Annotated in this window: 11 protein-coding genes; 6 read left to right on the top strand and 5 right to left on the bottom strand. The window is 45.1% G+C overall.

Going from position 1 to position 15409, the window contains the following annotated elements; genetic code table 11:
* The first annotated feature begins 35 nt into the window (after window positions 1-35).
* The 5 genes from Q0K92_RS03810 to bamC all read left to right on the top strand — a co-directional run bounded on the left by Q0K92_RS03810 (window position 36) and on the right by bamC (window position 9692).
* Entirely contained in the window at window positions 36-1523 is a 1488-nt protein-coding gene (locus Q0K92_RS03810; RefSeq protein ID WP_297324480.1) for an FMN-binding glutamate synthase family protein, read from the top strand.
* 256 nt (window positions 1524-1779) lie between these two features.
* Window positions 1780-4881: an EAL domain-containing protein gene (locus Q0K92_RS03805; protein WP_297324479.1), complete on the top strand. Its 3102-nt coding sequence runs from the start codon at window positions 1780-1782 to the stop codon at window positions 4879-4881.
* Window positions 4882-4946: 65 nt separating this feature from the next.
* Entirely contained in the window at window positions 4947-7559 is a 2613-nt protein-coding gene (clpB, locus tag Q0K92_RS03800) for an ATP-dependent chaperone ClpB (protein WP_297324478.1), read from the top strand.
* A gap of 80 nt (window positions 7560-7639) precedes the next feature.
* Window positions 7640-8527, top strand: a complete 888-nt coding sequence (dapA, locus tag Q0K92_RS03795; RefSeq protein WP_297324477.1) for a 4-hydroxy-tetrahydrodipicolinate synthase — start codon at window positions 7640-7642, stop codon at window positions 8525-8527.
* A gap of 1 nt (window position 8528) precedes the next feature.
* Complete coding sequence (bamC, locus tag Q0K92_RS03790) at window positions 8529-9692, top strand: outer membrane protein assembly factor BamC (protein WP_297324476.1); 1164 nt, start codon at window positions 8529-8531, stop codon at window positions 9690-9692.
* A gap of 189 nt (window positions 9693-9881) precedes the next feature.
* Here bamC and Q0K92_RS03785 read toward each other — a convergent pair whose 3' ends face one another.
* The 5 genes from Q0K92_RS03785 to Q0K92_RS03765 all read right to left on the bottom strand — a co-directional run bounded on the left by Q0K92_RS03785 (window position 9882) and on the right by Q0K92_RS03765 (window position 14659).
* Window positions 9882-10028, bottom strand: coding sequence for a hypothetical protein (locus Q0K92_RS03785; protein ID WP_297324475.1), 147 nt, complete (start codon window positions 10026-10028; stop codon window positions 9882-9884).
* 292 nt (window positions 10029-10320) lie between these two features.
* A complete protein-coding gene (gene rfbD / locus Q0K92_RS03780; protein ID WP_297324474.1) occupies window positions 10321-11223 on the bottom strand; it encodes a dTDP-4-dehydrorhamnose reductase in 903 nt (300 codons plus the stop codon).
* Entirely contained in the window at window positions 11220-12284 is a 1065-nt protein-coding gene (gene rfbB, locus Q0K92_RS03775) for a dTDP-glucose 4,6-dehydratase (RefSeq protein WP_297324473.1), read from the bottom strand. Before rfbB ends, rfbD begins: the two co-directional genes overlap by 4 nt.
* Before the next feature lie 79 nt (window positions 12285-12363).
* A complete protein-coding gene (tilS, locus tag Q0K92_RS03770; protein ID WP_297324472.1) occupies window positions 12364-13722 on the bottom strand; it encodes a tRNA lysidine(34) synthetase TilS in 1359 nt (452 codons plus the stop codon).
* Window positions 13691-14659, bottom strand: coding sequence for an acetyl-CoA carboxylase carboxyltransferase subunit alpha (locus tag Q0K92_RS03765; RefSeq protein ID WP_297324471.1), 969 nt, complete (start codon window positions 14657-14659; stop codon window positions 13691-13693). Before Q0K92_RS03765 ends, tilS begins: the two co-directional genes overlap by 32 nt.
* A gap of 190 nt (window positions 14660-14849) precedes the next feature.
* On the opposite strand from Q0K92_RS03765, the gene msrB reads away from it, so the two are divergent.
* Window positions 14850-15377, top strand: coding sequence for a peptide-methionine (R)-S-oxide reductase MsrB (gene msrB / locus Q0K92_RS03760; RefSeq protein ID WP_297324470.1), 528 nt, complete (start codon window positions 14850-14852; stop codon window positions 15375-15377).
* Window positions 15378-15409 lie beyond the last annotated feature (32 nt).

Raw genomic sequence — 15409 nt, 5'->3', positions numbered from 1 at the left:
CTCCCGCGATAGTAAGTTGCAAGGAAGGAGATTATATGGCTCACGTGATTGATTTGATCATCCATGGCATTGTCACGATACTTGGTGTTGCCATCGTCGTGATGATTATTTTTTGGTTCATCCAGGATGTCACACAGAAAAAGCACACAGTACTACGCAATTATCCTGTCATTGGGCGTTTGCGCTACTTTTTCGAAATACAGGGAAAATATTTCCGGCAATATTTCTTTGCCAATGATCGGGATGAAATGCCGTTCAATCGTGCCACGCGCGGCTGGATCTACAAAAATGCAAAGAATAAAGGCAGTCTGGTCGGTTTCGGTTCCACCAATGATTTGCGTCAACCGGGATCGATCATTTTCGTCAACGCCGCTTTCCCGATTCAGGAAGAAGATCAACTGCCAACACCCTCATTGCACATCGGTCAGGGCTATTGCGAACATCCTTTTGAAGCTAAATCCATCATTAACATCAGCGCTATGAGCTACGGCGCCATTTCGAAACCTGCCGTGCGCGCTTTGTCACGCGGCGCGGCACAAGCGGGTTGTTGGCTGAATACCGGCGAAGGCGGGTTGGCTCCGTATCATTTGGAGGGCGATTGCGATGTGATTATGCAAATCGGCACCGCCAAGTACGGTATTCGCGATGAACACGGCAATTTCTCCGCGCAACGCGCCAAAGAATTGAGCAAAGTGGTCAAAGCGTTTGAGATCAAATTGTCGCAAGGTGCAAAACCCGGCAAAGGCGGGTTATTGCCGGGCACCAAAGTGGGAAGTGAAATTGCCGCAATACGCGGCATCCCTGAGCATCAGGATTCCATCAGCCCGAATCGCCATAAAGACATTAATAACATCGATGAGCTGCTCGATAAAATCAATTATATCCGTGAACTGACCGGACGCCCGGTCGGTATCAAAACGGCGATCGGCGGATGGAATTTTATTAATGAGTTGTGCGACAACATCAACCGTCGTGGGCTCGAATATGCTCCCGATTTTCTGACCATAGACGGCGGTGAAGGCGGCAGTGGTGCCGCACCGCAGACGCTGCTTGACCATGTTAGCTTGCCGATTGCGGAAGCCTTGCCGCGCGTGGTGGATGCACTGATTCAGTCCGGCCTGAAAAACCGCATTTATGTCGTTGCTGCGGGGAAATTGGTTACTTCTGCGGAAGGTGCTTGGGCGCTTTGCGCCGGCGCTGATTTTGTCAATACGGCGCGAGGCTTTATGTTCTCATTGGGTTGCATCCAGGCGATGCGCTGCCATCTCAATACTTGCCCCACCGGCATCACAACCCACGATGTGCGCTTGCAAAACGGCCTGGTGGTTGAGGAAAAATATCTGCGCGTTGCTAACTACGCCAAAAATGTTAACAAGGAAATTAACATGATCGCTCATTCATGTGGTTTGCATCACGCACGACAGTTTAAGCGTGAGCATGTGCGCATCGTTGAAACAGCGGGTAAAAGTGTGGCACTGAATATTTTGTATCCTTATCCCGAGTTACTAAAGAAAAAAATATAAATCATTTCCTTCATTCGGTCGTTCTCCCAAAACGCAGTCAGCTTTGAATCGTCATCCCCGCGTTGTTGCGTCTGTTTATTCATCAATTTACGACAAGCTATTTTCAGCAAGCTTCAGATAAAGGGGTAAAAAAGTGCCTAATTGCAGCTTAAGTATAGAAGCCGCTTACCGATAATAGTTCGTCGTTCTTTGAATAGTCCTCACTTAATCACGGGTCGTCATAAAAATCTCTGTTTCTTGGAAATGCTAATAGACAATGTTTCGTTTTTTTATCAATCAAGATGATCGCAGAATTATTACCATCAGTGGATTGACACTGGTGACTCTCATCTTGTTAACAGGTTTCTCTGTCTATAGGATCATGCAACCACAGACTGAAGCGATGACGACTTCGGGTCTGAACGTGGCATTAGAAAATATGGTTAAGCTGATCGAAAATCAGATGACACATTCCATATCACATACAAAAACAGCATCCACTCGTATTTCTCTGGTTCAAAGCTTGGAAAAAGCCAATTCGAATGCACTCAAAGACGAAGGGGCTATCAATTTAATTAAATCTTCAGAAACAATGCTGAAGAATAACTTCTCAGGTGTCAGTATCTATGGCCCTGCAGGCAACTTGATACTCAGATCGGGTCTTCATTCCAATTACTCGGATCTCATGATTGAGTTAGATACTGGTCCGGATATCCGCAGCAATTTATTGTGGGATGATGGGAAATTTATTTTGCGTAATTCCATGCCTGTTCTGAATGATGAAAATAAATTCATTGGCCGTATCATAACGGAGGAACCGCTACCCGCTCTCACCAGAATATTTACAGAAATCACCCTGATTGGCATGACGGGTGACTTTCTGCTGTGTGCTCCTGTGAAAGGAAATAATCTGGAGATGGACTGTTTTCTACGTGGGTTTGATGGTAATCATTTTAAACGTATGCAGCGCATCATGGACAACAAACCGTTACCGATCCACTATGCGCTAGCAGGGCAAACCGGTATTAAATTCACCAAGGACTACCGGCAAATCGATGTTGTCGCAGCGCATTCGCCTGTTGCCTATGGATTAGGCGCTGTACTCAAAATTAATGAACACGAGTTGTACGATCATCTGACGGATCAGATTAAAACGATCTTGCTGTATCTGGGGCTATTTGTAGCATTTGGCATAGCAATTCTGTATTGGTTGACCTTGCCGCTGATTCAAAAATCCATTAAATCCAGAAATGCATTGATAAAAACGCATAGAAAGTTAATACAGGCTAGAAACCATGCCGAGAAAATTTCTTCTGAACTGACTGCCTATATCAACGCTATTGGCAGAATTGCTTTAATCGCCTTTATCGATCGCCATGGAAAGATTATACAAGTCAATGATAAATTGTGTGAAATCAGTGGTTACTCCGCAGAAGAACTGATAGAACAAGATCATCGCTTATTGAACTCACAGATACATCCAGAATCATTTTTTGTTGACATGTGGGCAACTATTACCAAAGGTGAAATCTGGCACCAGGAAATCTGTAACCGCAATAAAGCAGGAACACTCTATTGGGTGGATTCAGCAATCATACCGATTGTGAGTGCCCCTGGGAAAACCGATTGTTATTTGTCGATCAGTGTCGATATTACCGCACACAAACAAAAAGACTGTGGCTTGAGCGAACGGCTTAAAGAAAGTAATTGCCTGCAAATTATCAGAAATTATATGGGACAGGATCTCAGTACAGAAAAGATATGCCAGAACATATTGGAATCCCTCATCCTGGCCCTGCATTCTCCTGAAATGGCAGTTGCCATGATTGAACTGGGAAACAAGCAATTCGCTACAGCGGGATACCACGCAAACCTTCGCAATGAAATCAGCGCAAAAATTATGTCGAATGGAGAAGTATGTGGACTGTTAAAGGTATCTTACTTGCAAGACCTGGCATTCACATTTCCCTATGAACAGAATCTGATTGACACCATTGCACATGACCTGGGTCGTTGGTACGAACGCAAAGAGGCTGAACAGCGCATTATTCAAATGGCAACGCATGACGCGTTAACAGGCTTACCCAATCGGCACTTGCTGCAAGATCGCATCGAACAAGCACTGGTCCATGATACACGCCATCAAAGGCAAATGGCTGTGCTGTTTATCGACTTGGATCATTTCAAAACTATCAATGATTCATTAGGCCATGACATCGGTGATCTTTTACTAAAGGCGGTAGCCAAGCGATTGTCGGCATGTGTCCGCAATGAAGACACTGTTGCGCGTCAAGGCGGCGATGAATTTATTGTGGTGCTAAATTCCATCGCGGAATCCCTGGATGCTGCAAAAGTGGCTCAAAAGATTCTGGATTCGATGATACAGCCTTATCATATCCATGAAAACGAGCTACATATCGGCGGCAGCATCGGCATTGCGGTATTCCCGGATGATGGAACCAGTGCGGAAGCATTATTGAAGAACAGTGATGTAGCCATGTACTATGCCAAAGAAAATGGACGCAATAATTATCAGTTCTTTACCGATGAACTCAACAAATCAGCTCACGAGCGGCACACTCTCGGTCTTGATTTACGCCATGCGCTAGAGCGTGACGAACTGGTTCTATACTACCAGCCTGTCATGGATATGCCGGATCATCAACTTTATAGTGTGGAAGCGCTGCTGCGTTGGCGGCACCCTGAACATAAATTGATTTCTCCGGATAAATTCATTAGCTTGGCGGAGGAAACCGGGCTGATTATTCCGATTGGTGAATGGGTTCTGAAAACAGTCTGTATACAAATCAAAACGTGGCAGAATCAGGGTTATACTGTTCCAAGGGTGGCCATTAATCTATCAGGAAGACAGTTCCGGGATAAAGATTTAACAAAAAATATTTCTCGAATACTGAATGAAACCGGGGTGGAAGCAAAATATATCACCCTGGAGATCACCGAGAGTATGCTGATCGATAACATTGAGAAAGTCGTCGAAACACTTAAATGTTTGAGTGACATGGGCATACATATCTCAATTGATGACTTTGGTACTGGCTATTCAAGCCTCAGTTACCTGAAACGTTTCCCAATTCATACGCTTAAAATAGACCGCACATTCGTTCGTGATATCGTAACCGATAAGAACGATCACACGATTGTCGCCGCTATCATTGCGATGGCACACAGCCTGGAAATGGATGTCATTGCAGAAGGTATTGAAACAGCAGAACAGCTTAATCTATTAATCGCACAAAAATGCAATCACTATCAAGGCTATTATTTCAGCAGACCGGTACCCGTTTCTGAGATCGAAAACATTTTAAAGAAATTCATACCAGAAATAAGCAAGATACACGCACTTCGCATAGCCAAATAATCCGCTCTTGAAATTCCGGCACCGCCCCCCACGTAGGAGCCAATAACCTACGGAGGGAGAATTTCATGCGTTTTGACAAACTAACCACCAAATTTCAACAAGCCTTTGCAGATGCTCAAAGCATCGCTGTCGGTCAGGATAATCCGGCAATTGAGCCGCAGCATCTACTACTGGCGCTCCTGCAACAGGAAGATGGCAGTACACTCTCTTTGCTGCAACGTTCCGGCGTCAATACCGCTCCATTGCTGGAAAGCATCAAGCAAAGCGTGCAGCGATTACCCAAAGTTGAAAATTCAGGAGGGGAAGTAAATATTTCTCGCACGCTGAATAACCTACTGAATTTGGCAGACAAAGAAGCGCAAAAACGCAACGATCAGTTTATTGCTTCAGAGGTGTTTCTTTTGGCAATCCTGCAGGACAAAGGCGAGATTGGTACTTTACTCAAGCAGCATGGTGCCAATCACACAGCTTTGGAAAAGGCCATCAATGCGATACGAGGCGGTGAACAAGTCAGCAGCGCTGAAGCTGAAAGCAGCCGCGAAGCCTTAAAAAAATATACCCTGGATCTTACCGAACGCGCACGTCAAGGCAAGTTGGATCCAGTCATCGGACGTGACGATGAGATTCGCCGTGCGATACAAGTTTTGCAACGGCGCACTAAAAATAATCCTGTCCTGATTGGTGAGCCGGGTGTCGGCAAAACCGCCATTGTTGAAGGCTTGGCGCAGCGCATTATCAATGGCGAGGTACCTGAAAGCTTGAAAGATAAGCGTGTGCTCTCTTTGGATATGGCCGCACTCCTGGCAGGTGCCAAATACCGGGGGGAATTTGAGGAGCGTCTCAAATCAGTGTTGAAAGAACTTGCACAAGACGAAGGAAAAACCATTGTATTCATTGATGAGCTGCATACCATGGTGGGCGCAGGCAAAGCGGAAGGCGCAATGGATGCGGGTAATATGCTAAAGCCCGCATTGGCGCGCGGTGAGTTGCACTGTGTCGGTGCCACTACCTTGGATGAGTACCGCAAGTATATTGAGAAAGATGCTGCGCTGGAGCGACGCTTCCAAAAAGTATTGGTAGAAGAACCTACTGTGGAAGCCACCATCGCGATACTGCGCGGCTTACAGGAGAGATACGAAGTACATCACGGTGTTGATATTACCGATCCGGCAATTGTCGCTGCTGCGGAACTGTCCAATCGTTATATCACTGATCGTTTTCTGCCTGACAAAGCCATTGATCTGATTGATGAAGCCGCAGCGCGCATTCGTATGGAAATTGATTCCAAACCCGAAGCACTGGATAAGCTGGATCGACGCCTGATACAGCTCAAAATCGAGCGTGAAGCAATAAAAAAAGAAAAAGATGAGGCTTCACAGAAACGCCTGCAATTACTTGAGGATGAAATAAAGCAAAAAGAACGTGAGTATGCTGATTTGAATGAAATCTGGAAAACTGAAAAATTCCATGTGCAAGGTTCCCAGCAAATCAAGGAGGAGATGGAGAAGATCAAGCTGGAAATCGAAGCGGCCACTCGCAAAGGCGATTGGCAAAAAGTCTCGGAATTGCAATATGGCCGCCTTCCACAATTGGAAGCGCAATTGCAATCCCAACTCAGTGACCAAAAACAGCAAAGCGTAAAAACTGAATCAGGTTCTGCAGCCGCACCTAAATTATTGCGCACCCAAGTTGGTGCTGAAGAAATTGCGGAAGTAGTATCGCGTGCCACCGGTATTCCTGTGTCTAAAATGATGCAAGGTGAACGTGAAAAATTGTTGTTGATGGAACAAAAATTACATGACAGGGTAATCGGTCAGGATGAGGCGGTACGTTTGGTATCCGATGCGATCCGGCGCTCCCGTGCCGGATTGGCTGACCCTGACCGGCCTTATGGATCATTCCTGTTTCTGGGACCGACCGGTGTAGGTAAAACTGAATTGTGTAAGGCGTTAGCCGGATTTTTATTTGATTCAGAAGACCATTTAATACGTATCGATATGTCCGAATTTATGGAAAAACATTCGGTAGCACGTCTGATTGGGGCGCCGCCCGGCTATGTCGGTTATGAAGAAGGCGGTTACTTAACTGAGCTCGTGCGCAGAAAACCCTACGCCGTCATTTTGCTGGATGAAGTGGAAAAAGCGCATCCGGATGTATTCAATGTGCTGCTACAAGTTCTGGATGATGGTCGTATGACGGATGGTCAGGGGCGTACCGTCGATTTCAAGAATACGGTGATTGTCATGACGTCCAACCTGGGCTCGCAAATGATCCAGGAAATGTCCGACAGTCCATATGAATCGATCAAGCATGCAGTGATGGGTGAGGTAAAAGCTCATTTCCGCCCTGAATTTATTAATCGTATTGATGAGGTCGTGGTGTTTCATGCTTTGGATCAAAAACATATTCATTCAATTGCGCAGATACAGCTTCACTATCTTGAAACCAGACTGGCCAAACTGGAAATGAAACTTGAGGTTAGCGATGCAGCATTATCCGTGATTTCTCAAGCTGGTTTTGATCCGGTATTCGGTGCGCGACCTTTAAAGCGCGCGATCCAGGCGCAAATTGAAAATCCGCTGGCAAAAGAGATCCTGGAGGGTAAATTTATTGCCAAAGATACGATTAAAGTTGACTGCAGCGATGACAGAATCAGTTTTTCTAAAATGAATGGATAGAACGCTGATATCGATTGATTAAAACATAGCGTCTCAACGAGATTCGGGTAAAATATATTTTTTTTACTGGATAAGTTGTCATGTTTAAAGGTAGCTTGGTTGCCATCGTTACTCCGATGGATGAAGAGGGTGGATTAGATCTGGAACGTTTCCGCTCTCTTCTTGATTTTCATATAGACCAGGGTACCGATGGTGTTGTGGTAGTTGGCACTACAGGCGAATCTCCCACTGTGGATTTTGAAGAACACCATCTACTCATGCGCACTGCAGTGGATCATGTTGCTGGACGCATACCGGTCATTGCAGGTACGGGTGCTAATTCAACCCGTGAAGCGATTGATTTATCGATTTACGCAAAAAATGCCGGAGTAGATGCCTGCCTCTCGGTTGCCCCTTATTACAATAAGCCCACTCAGGAAGGGCTATATCAGCACTTTAAGGCAATTGCGGAGGCGGTTGAAATTCCGCATATCTTATATAACGTTCCCGGTAGGACCGTTGCAGATATCCACAACGATACCGCATTACGTTTGACACAGATTCCCAATATTGTGGGTATTAAAGATGCAACCGGCGATATTGGACGAGGCTCTGATTTATTAGCGCGCGCGCCAGCGGGTTTTTCCATCTATAGCGGAGATGATGTCAGTGCATTAGCACTGATGTTATTAGGTGCGCATGGTGTTATTTCAGTCACAGCAAACGTAGCTCCCAGAATGATGCACGACATGTGCATGGCCGCATTTGCTGGCAATCTGAAGACCGCTCGAGCGCTCAATAATCAGCTGTTACGCTTACATATCGATTTATTTGTCGAAGCTAATCCGATTCCTGTGAAATGGGCTGTTGCACAAATGGGCTTAATGGGTCTTGGAATTCGCCTTCCCCTCACACCGTTATCCGCTCAGTATCATCAGCTTATTCGCGAAGCCATGCAATCGGCCAATATCCGTGATTTGAAGGAGTAAGATGTCAAAAATGAAATGGCGGAAAGTAACCGTGCCGTCGCTAGTATTGGTGCTTTCATTGACAAACACGGGCTGTAAGATGCTCGATCTGTTTCCTGAAACCAAGAGTATTGATTACAAGTCGGCTGGAAAACTTCCCCCCTTGGATATTCCGCCTGATCTGATTCAACCTGCGATTGATGAGCGCTACTCAATTCCTGAGTCCAACTCGTCCAGTAGTAGCACAACGTTTTCTGCCTATAGCAGCGAACGTGGCGGGCAACCCAAGGCTGGCACGCCTTCCTTTATACCGTCATCGATTCAGAATGTACATATTGAGCGCGCCGGCACGCAACGCTGGCTGGTTGTACCGCAATCACCTGAAATGGTATGGCCGGTAGTCAAAGAATTCTGGCAGGAATTGGGTTTCCTGATCAAAATGGAAGTCCCTGAAGCAGGTATTATGGAAACAGACTGGGCCGAGAATCGAGCCAAGATTCCACAAGACATTGTACGAACTTTTCTCTCCACTTTCCTGGATAGTATCTATTCCACTGCTGAGCGTGATAAATTTCGTACCCGTCTAGAGCGCAATGAAACGGGTAGCACTGAAATATATATCAGTCACCGCGGTATGAATGAAGTGCTGGAAGGAGGCAGTCTTAACCGCACCATCTGGCAGCCTCGTCCCGCTGATCCTGACTTGGAAGCTGAAATGCTATCCCGGTTGATGATGCGTTTTGGTGTAGCAGAAGAACAAGCCAAGTTGGAGTTAACTACGGGTAGAAGCACTACTCAAGAACGCGCCTACATTGACCGGGAAACAGGAAGCACACTGATCATCAATGAAGCGTTTGACAGATCATGGCGACGCGTCGGGCTGGCGCTTGATCGCATCGGTTTTACCGTTGAGGACCGTAATCGGGTGGAAGGTGTTTATTTTGTTCGCTATGTCAATCCTGATAACGATAGTAAGAAAAAAGGCGATGGCGAAGGTATTCTGTCGGGAATTATGTTCTGGCGTAGTGATGATAAGGCAGATGCAAAAGCTGCAAAATACCGCATACACGTTGATAATACCGGAACCAATACCAGCAAGGTTACTTTGCTCAATGATGATGGAACGGCAACAAATTCTGCTACTACCAGTCGTATTCTGAAGCTATTACATGAACAGCTTAAATAGCAGAGGAGAGCAGGCTGGCATAAACTTCCTGGAAAGATAGCTGAATATTTTATTTTCTCCTTGCAGTGTTCTAGAGTAAGGCAAATTTTCAACAATTCAAGTCAAATACGCTAGAAAATGAGTTTGTAAATTTAAAAAAACAAAACCGCCTTGAAAGGCGGTTTTTTATTAATTCCTCAAACAGAGGGATTATTTTTTGCTATCTGCTTCTCCACCGCTCATGATTTTCTCATAGTTTGCTTTTTCGGTTTCAGGCAGCGCTTGGCTAGGTTTGCCACCGCATGCAGACAATGTTAGAAGAGCCAGTAAAAATGCAGCCAGAAGAGTATATTTCATTGTGTAATTTTCCTTATAAAAAAGTTCTCTTTTTCTTTAACTATTAGTTAAAAAAATGAGTATATAACGAACTTAACCAATCATTCAAGCAAGTTTTTGTTTTTGGTTTAACCGAGAGGCTCTTCATATTTACCTTCGGTATATCAACCGAAACAGGCAACTATATACATATTGCCCCTTACGAAATCTATCCGATTGACTGAAATACAGAACTCAGGAAGCGCAGGGAACACTCGAAAGAAATACGATCATCGGCCTTGCGGATGTAGCGGAAGGTTAAACACCGAGCGCATCATATTTCCTTGCTTAGAATCTCAGTCAATGTACGAGATACGCCCGTTTGCCAAGCGGGCAGATTTAAATTAAATCTCTTTTCCAGCTGACAAGTATTTAAGCGTGAATTCAATGGGCGTTTTGCAGGCAAAGGAAAATCACAACTCGTTATGGGCAGAAGGGCATGCGGTTGAATTTTTAATGGAAGATTTGCGTGTCTCGCATGCTCCAAGATAAAACGGGAAAATTCATACCATGATGTATATCCTTTGGCTACCAAGTGATATAAGCCGGAAACCTCATGCTGATGCCTTAATGAAAGTAACGCGTAGGCAGTAATATCCGCTATCAATTCTGCACCGGTGGGTGAACCAATCTGATCATTGACAATTGTTAACTTGTCACGTTGCTGTGCTAAACGCAGTATCGTTTTAATAAAATTATTGCCATGCGTTGCATAAACCCAACTGGTACGGAATATTAAATGTGAGCATCCGGACGCAACAATATTGTTTTCACCTTCCAGTTTGGTTTTTCCATACACATTGAGGGGATCCGTCGCATCTGTTTCAAGGTGCGGTTGCTCACCACTGCCGTTAAAAACATAATCTGTAGAATAATGAACCAACCAAGCGTTCAATTGCTTTGCTTCTTGTGCAAGCACGCCAGGGGCCTGCGCATTTAAGATATGTGCTAATTCCGTTTCACTTTCAGCTTTATCCACAGCAGTATAAGCGGCGGCATTGACAATGATATCGGGTGCAATTTTTCGTATCGTTTGTTTGATGCCTGCAAGATTGGTAAAATCACCACAGTACTCATCGTTTGCTGAATTTAATGCAATTAGTTCGCCTAAAGGCGCTAAACTCCGCTGCAGCTCCCATCCTACCTGACCATTTTTACCGAATAGCAAAATTTTCATTGCGATGACTGTAACTCAGCGTAATTCTTTTCTATCCATTCCCGGTATGCACCAGTTTGAACATCAGCAATCCATTGCCGGTTTTCCAAGTACCAATGAATAGTTTTACGGATGCCTGTTTCAAAGGTTTCCGCTGGCTTCCAGTTTAGCTCGCGTTCAATTTTGGTGGCATTGATGGCATAACGACGATCGTGTCCCGGCCGGTCTTTGACGTAAGTGATCAGATGATGAAAGATAGAACCTGGATATAATTCTTCCAATAAATTACAGATTGTTTGCACAATTTCAATGTTGGGTTTCTCATTCCAGCCGCCAATATTATAAGTTTCTCCCGGATTACCTGCTGCTAAAACACGGCGAATCGCACTGCAGTGATCGGTCACGTATAGCCAGTCACGAATTTGCAGACCATCACCATATACCGGTAAGGATTTCCCTGTTAATGCATTAACAATCATCAAAGGGATCAGTTTTTCCGGAAATTGGAAAGGACCATAATTATTCGAGCAATTTGTAGTCAGTACAGGCAGACCGTAGGTATGGTGATAAGCCCGCACCAAATGATCACTGGAAGCTTTGCTGGCGGAATAGGGGCTATTGGGCTCATAGCGATGTTCCTCAGTAAATGCGGGCTCATTCTGGCTCAACGAACCATATACTTCGTCGGTTGAAACATGGAGAAAGCGGAAATTCTGTTTTGCGGTTGTTTCGAGTTCGTTCCAGTAAGCACGTACCGCCTCCAATAAGCGGAATGTGCCCAGAATATTGGTCTGAATAAAGTCTTCCGGACCATGGATCGAACGATCTACATGACTCTCAGCGGCGAAATTAATAATGGCCCGGGGCTGATGCTGAGCCAATAATCGTGAAACGAGTTCGATGTCCCCGATATCCCCATGCACAAAAATATGTCTTGGGTTTCCCGTTAATGAGGACAGGTTTTGCAAATTACCCGCGTAAGTTAATTTATCAAGATTTACAATTTTTTCATCAGATTGCGTCAGCCAATCCAGAATAAAATTACTGCCGATAAATCCCGCGCCACCCGTGACCAGAATCATGAAGCATCCTTAGAGAATAAATTGATTGTATGAATAATCTTTAAAGTTCCTATTGTTTCCAAAATTACATAACCTACTCTCACTCACGATTCCAGATAGGTAGCGTTCCCAGTTCACCGGATTTTACTTGAAATTCACAGTCAATGCCGATTCCCGGTACCCATATGAGCTTATCATCACAAAACAGCAATGGCATCATAGTACGCTCCCATGGCGGTATCGAAGCTTCTTGTAATAGGTTCTTTAAACTTCGTCGCGGACGGTTACAAGCCGGTGTAAAACGTTCTCCACCGCTACGCGAACGCACAGTTATTACTTTATTTAATATTTTCTGTTGATCGATACCTTGATTTTCTGCCTGGATAAAACGAACGGTGCCACTCAAATGTTGCAGCGTTAAAAACGCTCCGCCGCGCCATATGTATTGGCATTGTTCGGGTTGCTCCGAAAGTTTTTTTCTAGCTAATATGTAGACAGCGCCTTGATAACAACGAATTTCAGTAGTGCCAAAGCTGATATGGAATTGATTATCCGAAGATAGCGATAAAAGTTGATGCAAAATTTCTTCTAATTTCGCTGTGCTGGGGAGATCCGCACCCTGTTGCAACAAAGTATAGCGAAACAGATTTTTGGCGCGCGGAAAACTCAGTTGACGTAGGCCATCGACTTGAAGCTTACCGGAAACCAGGCAATCTTCACTATCGATTGCAGCCAGCTCATCCAATAACAACGATGCTTCGGACAAGTGACGACTGGTGCGTAACAGCGTTTGAGAGTAATTGGGGTATCGCCCTCTCAATATGGGCAGGATGTCATGACGCAGAAAATTTCTATCGAAAGTAATACTGTCATTACTTTCATCGTTGATCCAGTTCAATTTATTTTGCCGTGCGTAGGATTCGATCCTGCTGCGAGAAACTTCCAGTAGCGGCCGGAGTATTTGCGGTGCATTATCAGAGAGTTGTTTTCTCACAACCGGCATGGCACTTAATCCTTTAATGCCTGCACCACGAAATAATTGTAATAACAATGTTTCGGCTTGATCGTCCAAATGCTGTGCGAGCACCACATAATCAGCTTGTACGTGATTAAAAATGCGATAGCGTTCGTCGCGAGCAACCGCTTCAAGGCTTATACCGGATTCTTTGGGGATGTGTATATACGCAACGTAGACAGAAATGCCATAAGCGTAACAAAGATCACAGCAAAATCTGCTCCACAGTACTGCATTGCGACTGATGCCATGATTAACATGCACAGCAGAAAGCGTAAATTGCATTTGCTTGGATAGCATGACAAGTACATGCAGTAATACGATCGAATCTATACCGCCACTCAAGGCAATCGTTAAATGATTACCCTGTTTAATATGTGCAAGTAATACTTTTTTAGTATCACATACCAGGCTATTCGACTTTGACTTCCTTATATGAGCCATATGCCATGAGTCGCTCGATGCGTTTTTCCAGAAGTGTCTCGGTAGAATGATCTTGAAGTTTGCGGAGCGATTCCTGTAAAACGGTTTTTACCGATTGCATCACTGCCGGATAATCGCGATGCGCTCCGCCAATGGGTTCAGTAATAATACTATCGATCAAATTCATTGCTTTCAGCCGATCGGCGGTAATACCCATAATCTCTGCGGCTTCCGGTGCCTTGTCTGCACTTTTCCATAGAATGGAGGCGCAACCTTCAGGAGAGATGACGGAATAGGTGGCATATTGCAGCATGTGTATCACATCACCGACCGCTACCGCCAAGGCACCGCCGGAGCCACCTTCGCCAATAATGATGCAGATCACAGGCACTCTTAATTCTGCCAGGACGTAAAGATTCTTACCGATGGCTTCAGATTGTCCCCGCTCTTCTGCATCGATACCCGGATAGGCACCCGGCGTATCGATAAAAGTAATCAGCGGGATGGAAAATTTCTCAGCCAAACGCATTAGGCGCAACGCTTTACGATAACCCTCCGGCTTCGGCATGCCAAAGTTACGATAAATTTTTTCCCGGGTATCACGTCCTTTCTGATGACCGATGACCATAATGGTTTGGCCGTTGAAACGTGCCAAACCGCCCACAATCGCATGATCATCAGAAAAATTCCGGTCGCCGTGTAATTCTTCGAAATCTGTGAATAGATGTTCTATATAGTCCAGCGTATAGGGGCGCTGCGGATGTCGGGCGACTTGCGAAATTTGCCATGGGGTCAATTTTGCATAGACATTTTTTGTGAGTGATTGGCTTTTTGCCTGTAATCGTGTGATTTCAGATGAAATGTCCAGTGCAGAGTCATCTTGAGCAAAGCGTAGCTCATCTATTTTTGATTCAAATTCTGCAATATTTTGTTCAAATTCCAGAAAAGTGATTTTCATGTAGACTAAGATATAATCCTAAAACCGTGATGATACAGGATTTGTAGGTAAATCTGCAGGGCAGAGTTAATCAAAATGATGCCAATCCTGAGCTAGCGTCTTCAATTACGAGTAACACCCGTTTGATCGGTTGAGGTTAATTTTTGTGCAATGCAGTATCGGACTTCATTAACTCAACGAGGAGCTTCTTATGAAACGACGCATCTTTCTTCAAGGAATGAGTGTAGTTACTGCTTTACCCGCGCTTTCATTTTTGTTACCGGCACAATTGGTCGCGGGTGATATTAATCCGCAAACTGCAATCGAGCCACTCAACAAACCCCATGAAGCATGGCGTGGATTGGTGTCGCCGGAAGCCTACCGGGTTTTATTTGAAGAGCATACCGAGGAACCTGGAAGCAGCGAATTAAATCATGAGCATCGAGCAGGGACCTTTATCTGTGCCGCATGCTATTTGCCGCTGTTTGAAAGTCAATATAAGTATGAGAGCGGGACTGGATGGCCGAGCTTTACACAGCCCATTCCTGGGCATATGGGGACAAGACGCGACTTTAAGCTGATTTTTCTGCGCACTGAATATCACTGTATACGATGCGGAGGGCATCAGGGGCATGTCTTCAAAGATGGACCGCCACCGCGAGGTGAGCGCTGGTGTAATAACGGACTGGCGCTAAAGTTTGTACTGGAAACCGATCAACTGCCGGCACCGAGGGGGTGAGTATATGTGGACGTGGCTTTGTCGACGGCATT

The organism is Nitrosomonas sp., from assembly GCF_024282095.1.
Lineage (GTDB): Bacteria > Pseudomonadota > Gammaproteobacteria > Burkholderiales > Nitrosomonadaceae > Nitrosomonas.
Note: the sequence above shows the minus strand (reverse complement) of the source record. Positions and strands in the feature narration are given on the sequence as shown.

What these genes read in the sequence shown, in the direction of transcription:
- Q0K92_RS03810 (WP_297324480.1), top strand. Translation starts at nt 36, where the DNA reads ATGGCTCACGTGATTGATTTGATCATCCATGGCATTGTCACGATACTT.
- Q0K92_RS03805 (WP_297324479.1), top strand. Translation starts at nt 1,780, where the DNA reads ATGTTTCGTTTTTTTATCAATCAAGATGATCGCAGAATTATTACCATC.
- clpB (WP_297324478.1), top strand. Translation starts at nt 4,947, where the DNA reads ATGCGTTTTGACAAACTAACCACCAAATTTCAACAAGCCTTTGCAGAT.
- dapA (WP_297324477.1), top strand. Translation starts at nt 7,640, where the DNA reads ATGTTTAAAGGTAGCTTGGTTGCCATCGTTACTCCGATGGATGAAGAG.
- bamC (WP_297324476.1), top strand. Translation starts at nt 8,529, where the DNA reads ATGTCAAAAATGAAATGGCGGAAAGTAACCGTGCCGTCGCTAGTATTG.
- Q0K92_RS03785 (WP_297324475.1), bottom strand. Translation starts at nt 10,028, where the DNA reads ATGAAATATACTCTTCTGGCTGCATTTTTACTGGCTCTTCTAACATTG.
- rfbD (WP_297324474.1), bottom strand. Translation starts at nt 11,223, where the DNA reads ATGAAAATTTTGCTATTCGGTAAAAATGGTCAGGTAGGATGGGAGCTG.
- rfbB (WP_297324473.1), bottom strand. Translation starts at nt 12,284, where the DNA reads ATGATTCTGGTCACGGGTGGCGCGGGATTTATCGGCAGTAATTTTATT.
- tilS (WP_297324472.1), bottom strand. Translation starts at nt 13,722, where the DNA reads ATGGCTCATATAAGGAAGTCAAAGTCGAATAGCCTGGTATGTGATACT.
- Q0K92_RS03765 (WP_297324471.1), bottom strand. Translation starts at nt 14,659, where the DNA reads ATGAAAATCACTTTTCTGGAATTTGAACAAAATATTGCAGAATTTGAA.
- msrB (WP_297324470.1), top strand. Translation starts at nt 14,850, where the DNA reads ATGAAACGACGCATCTTTCTTCAAGGAATGAGTGTAGTTACTGCTTTA.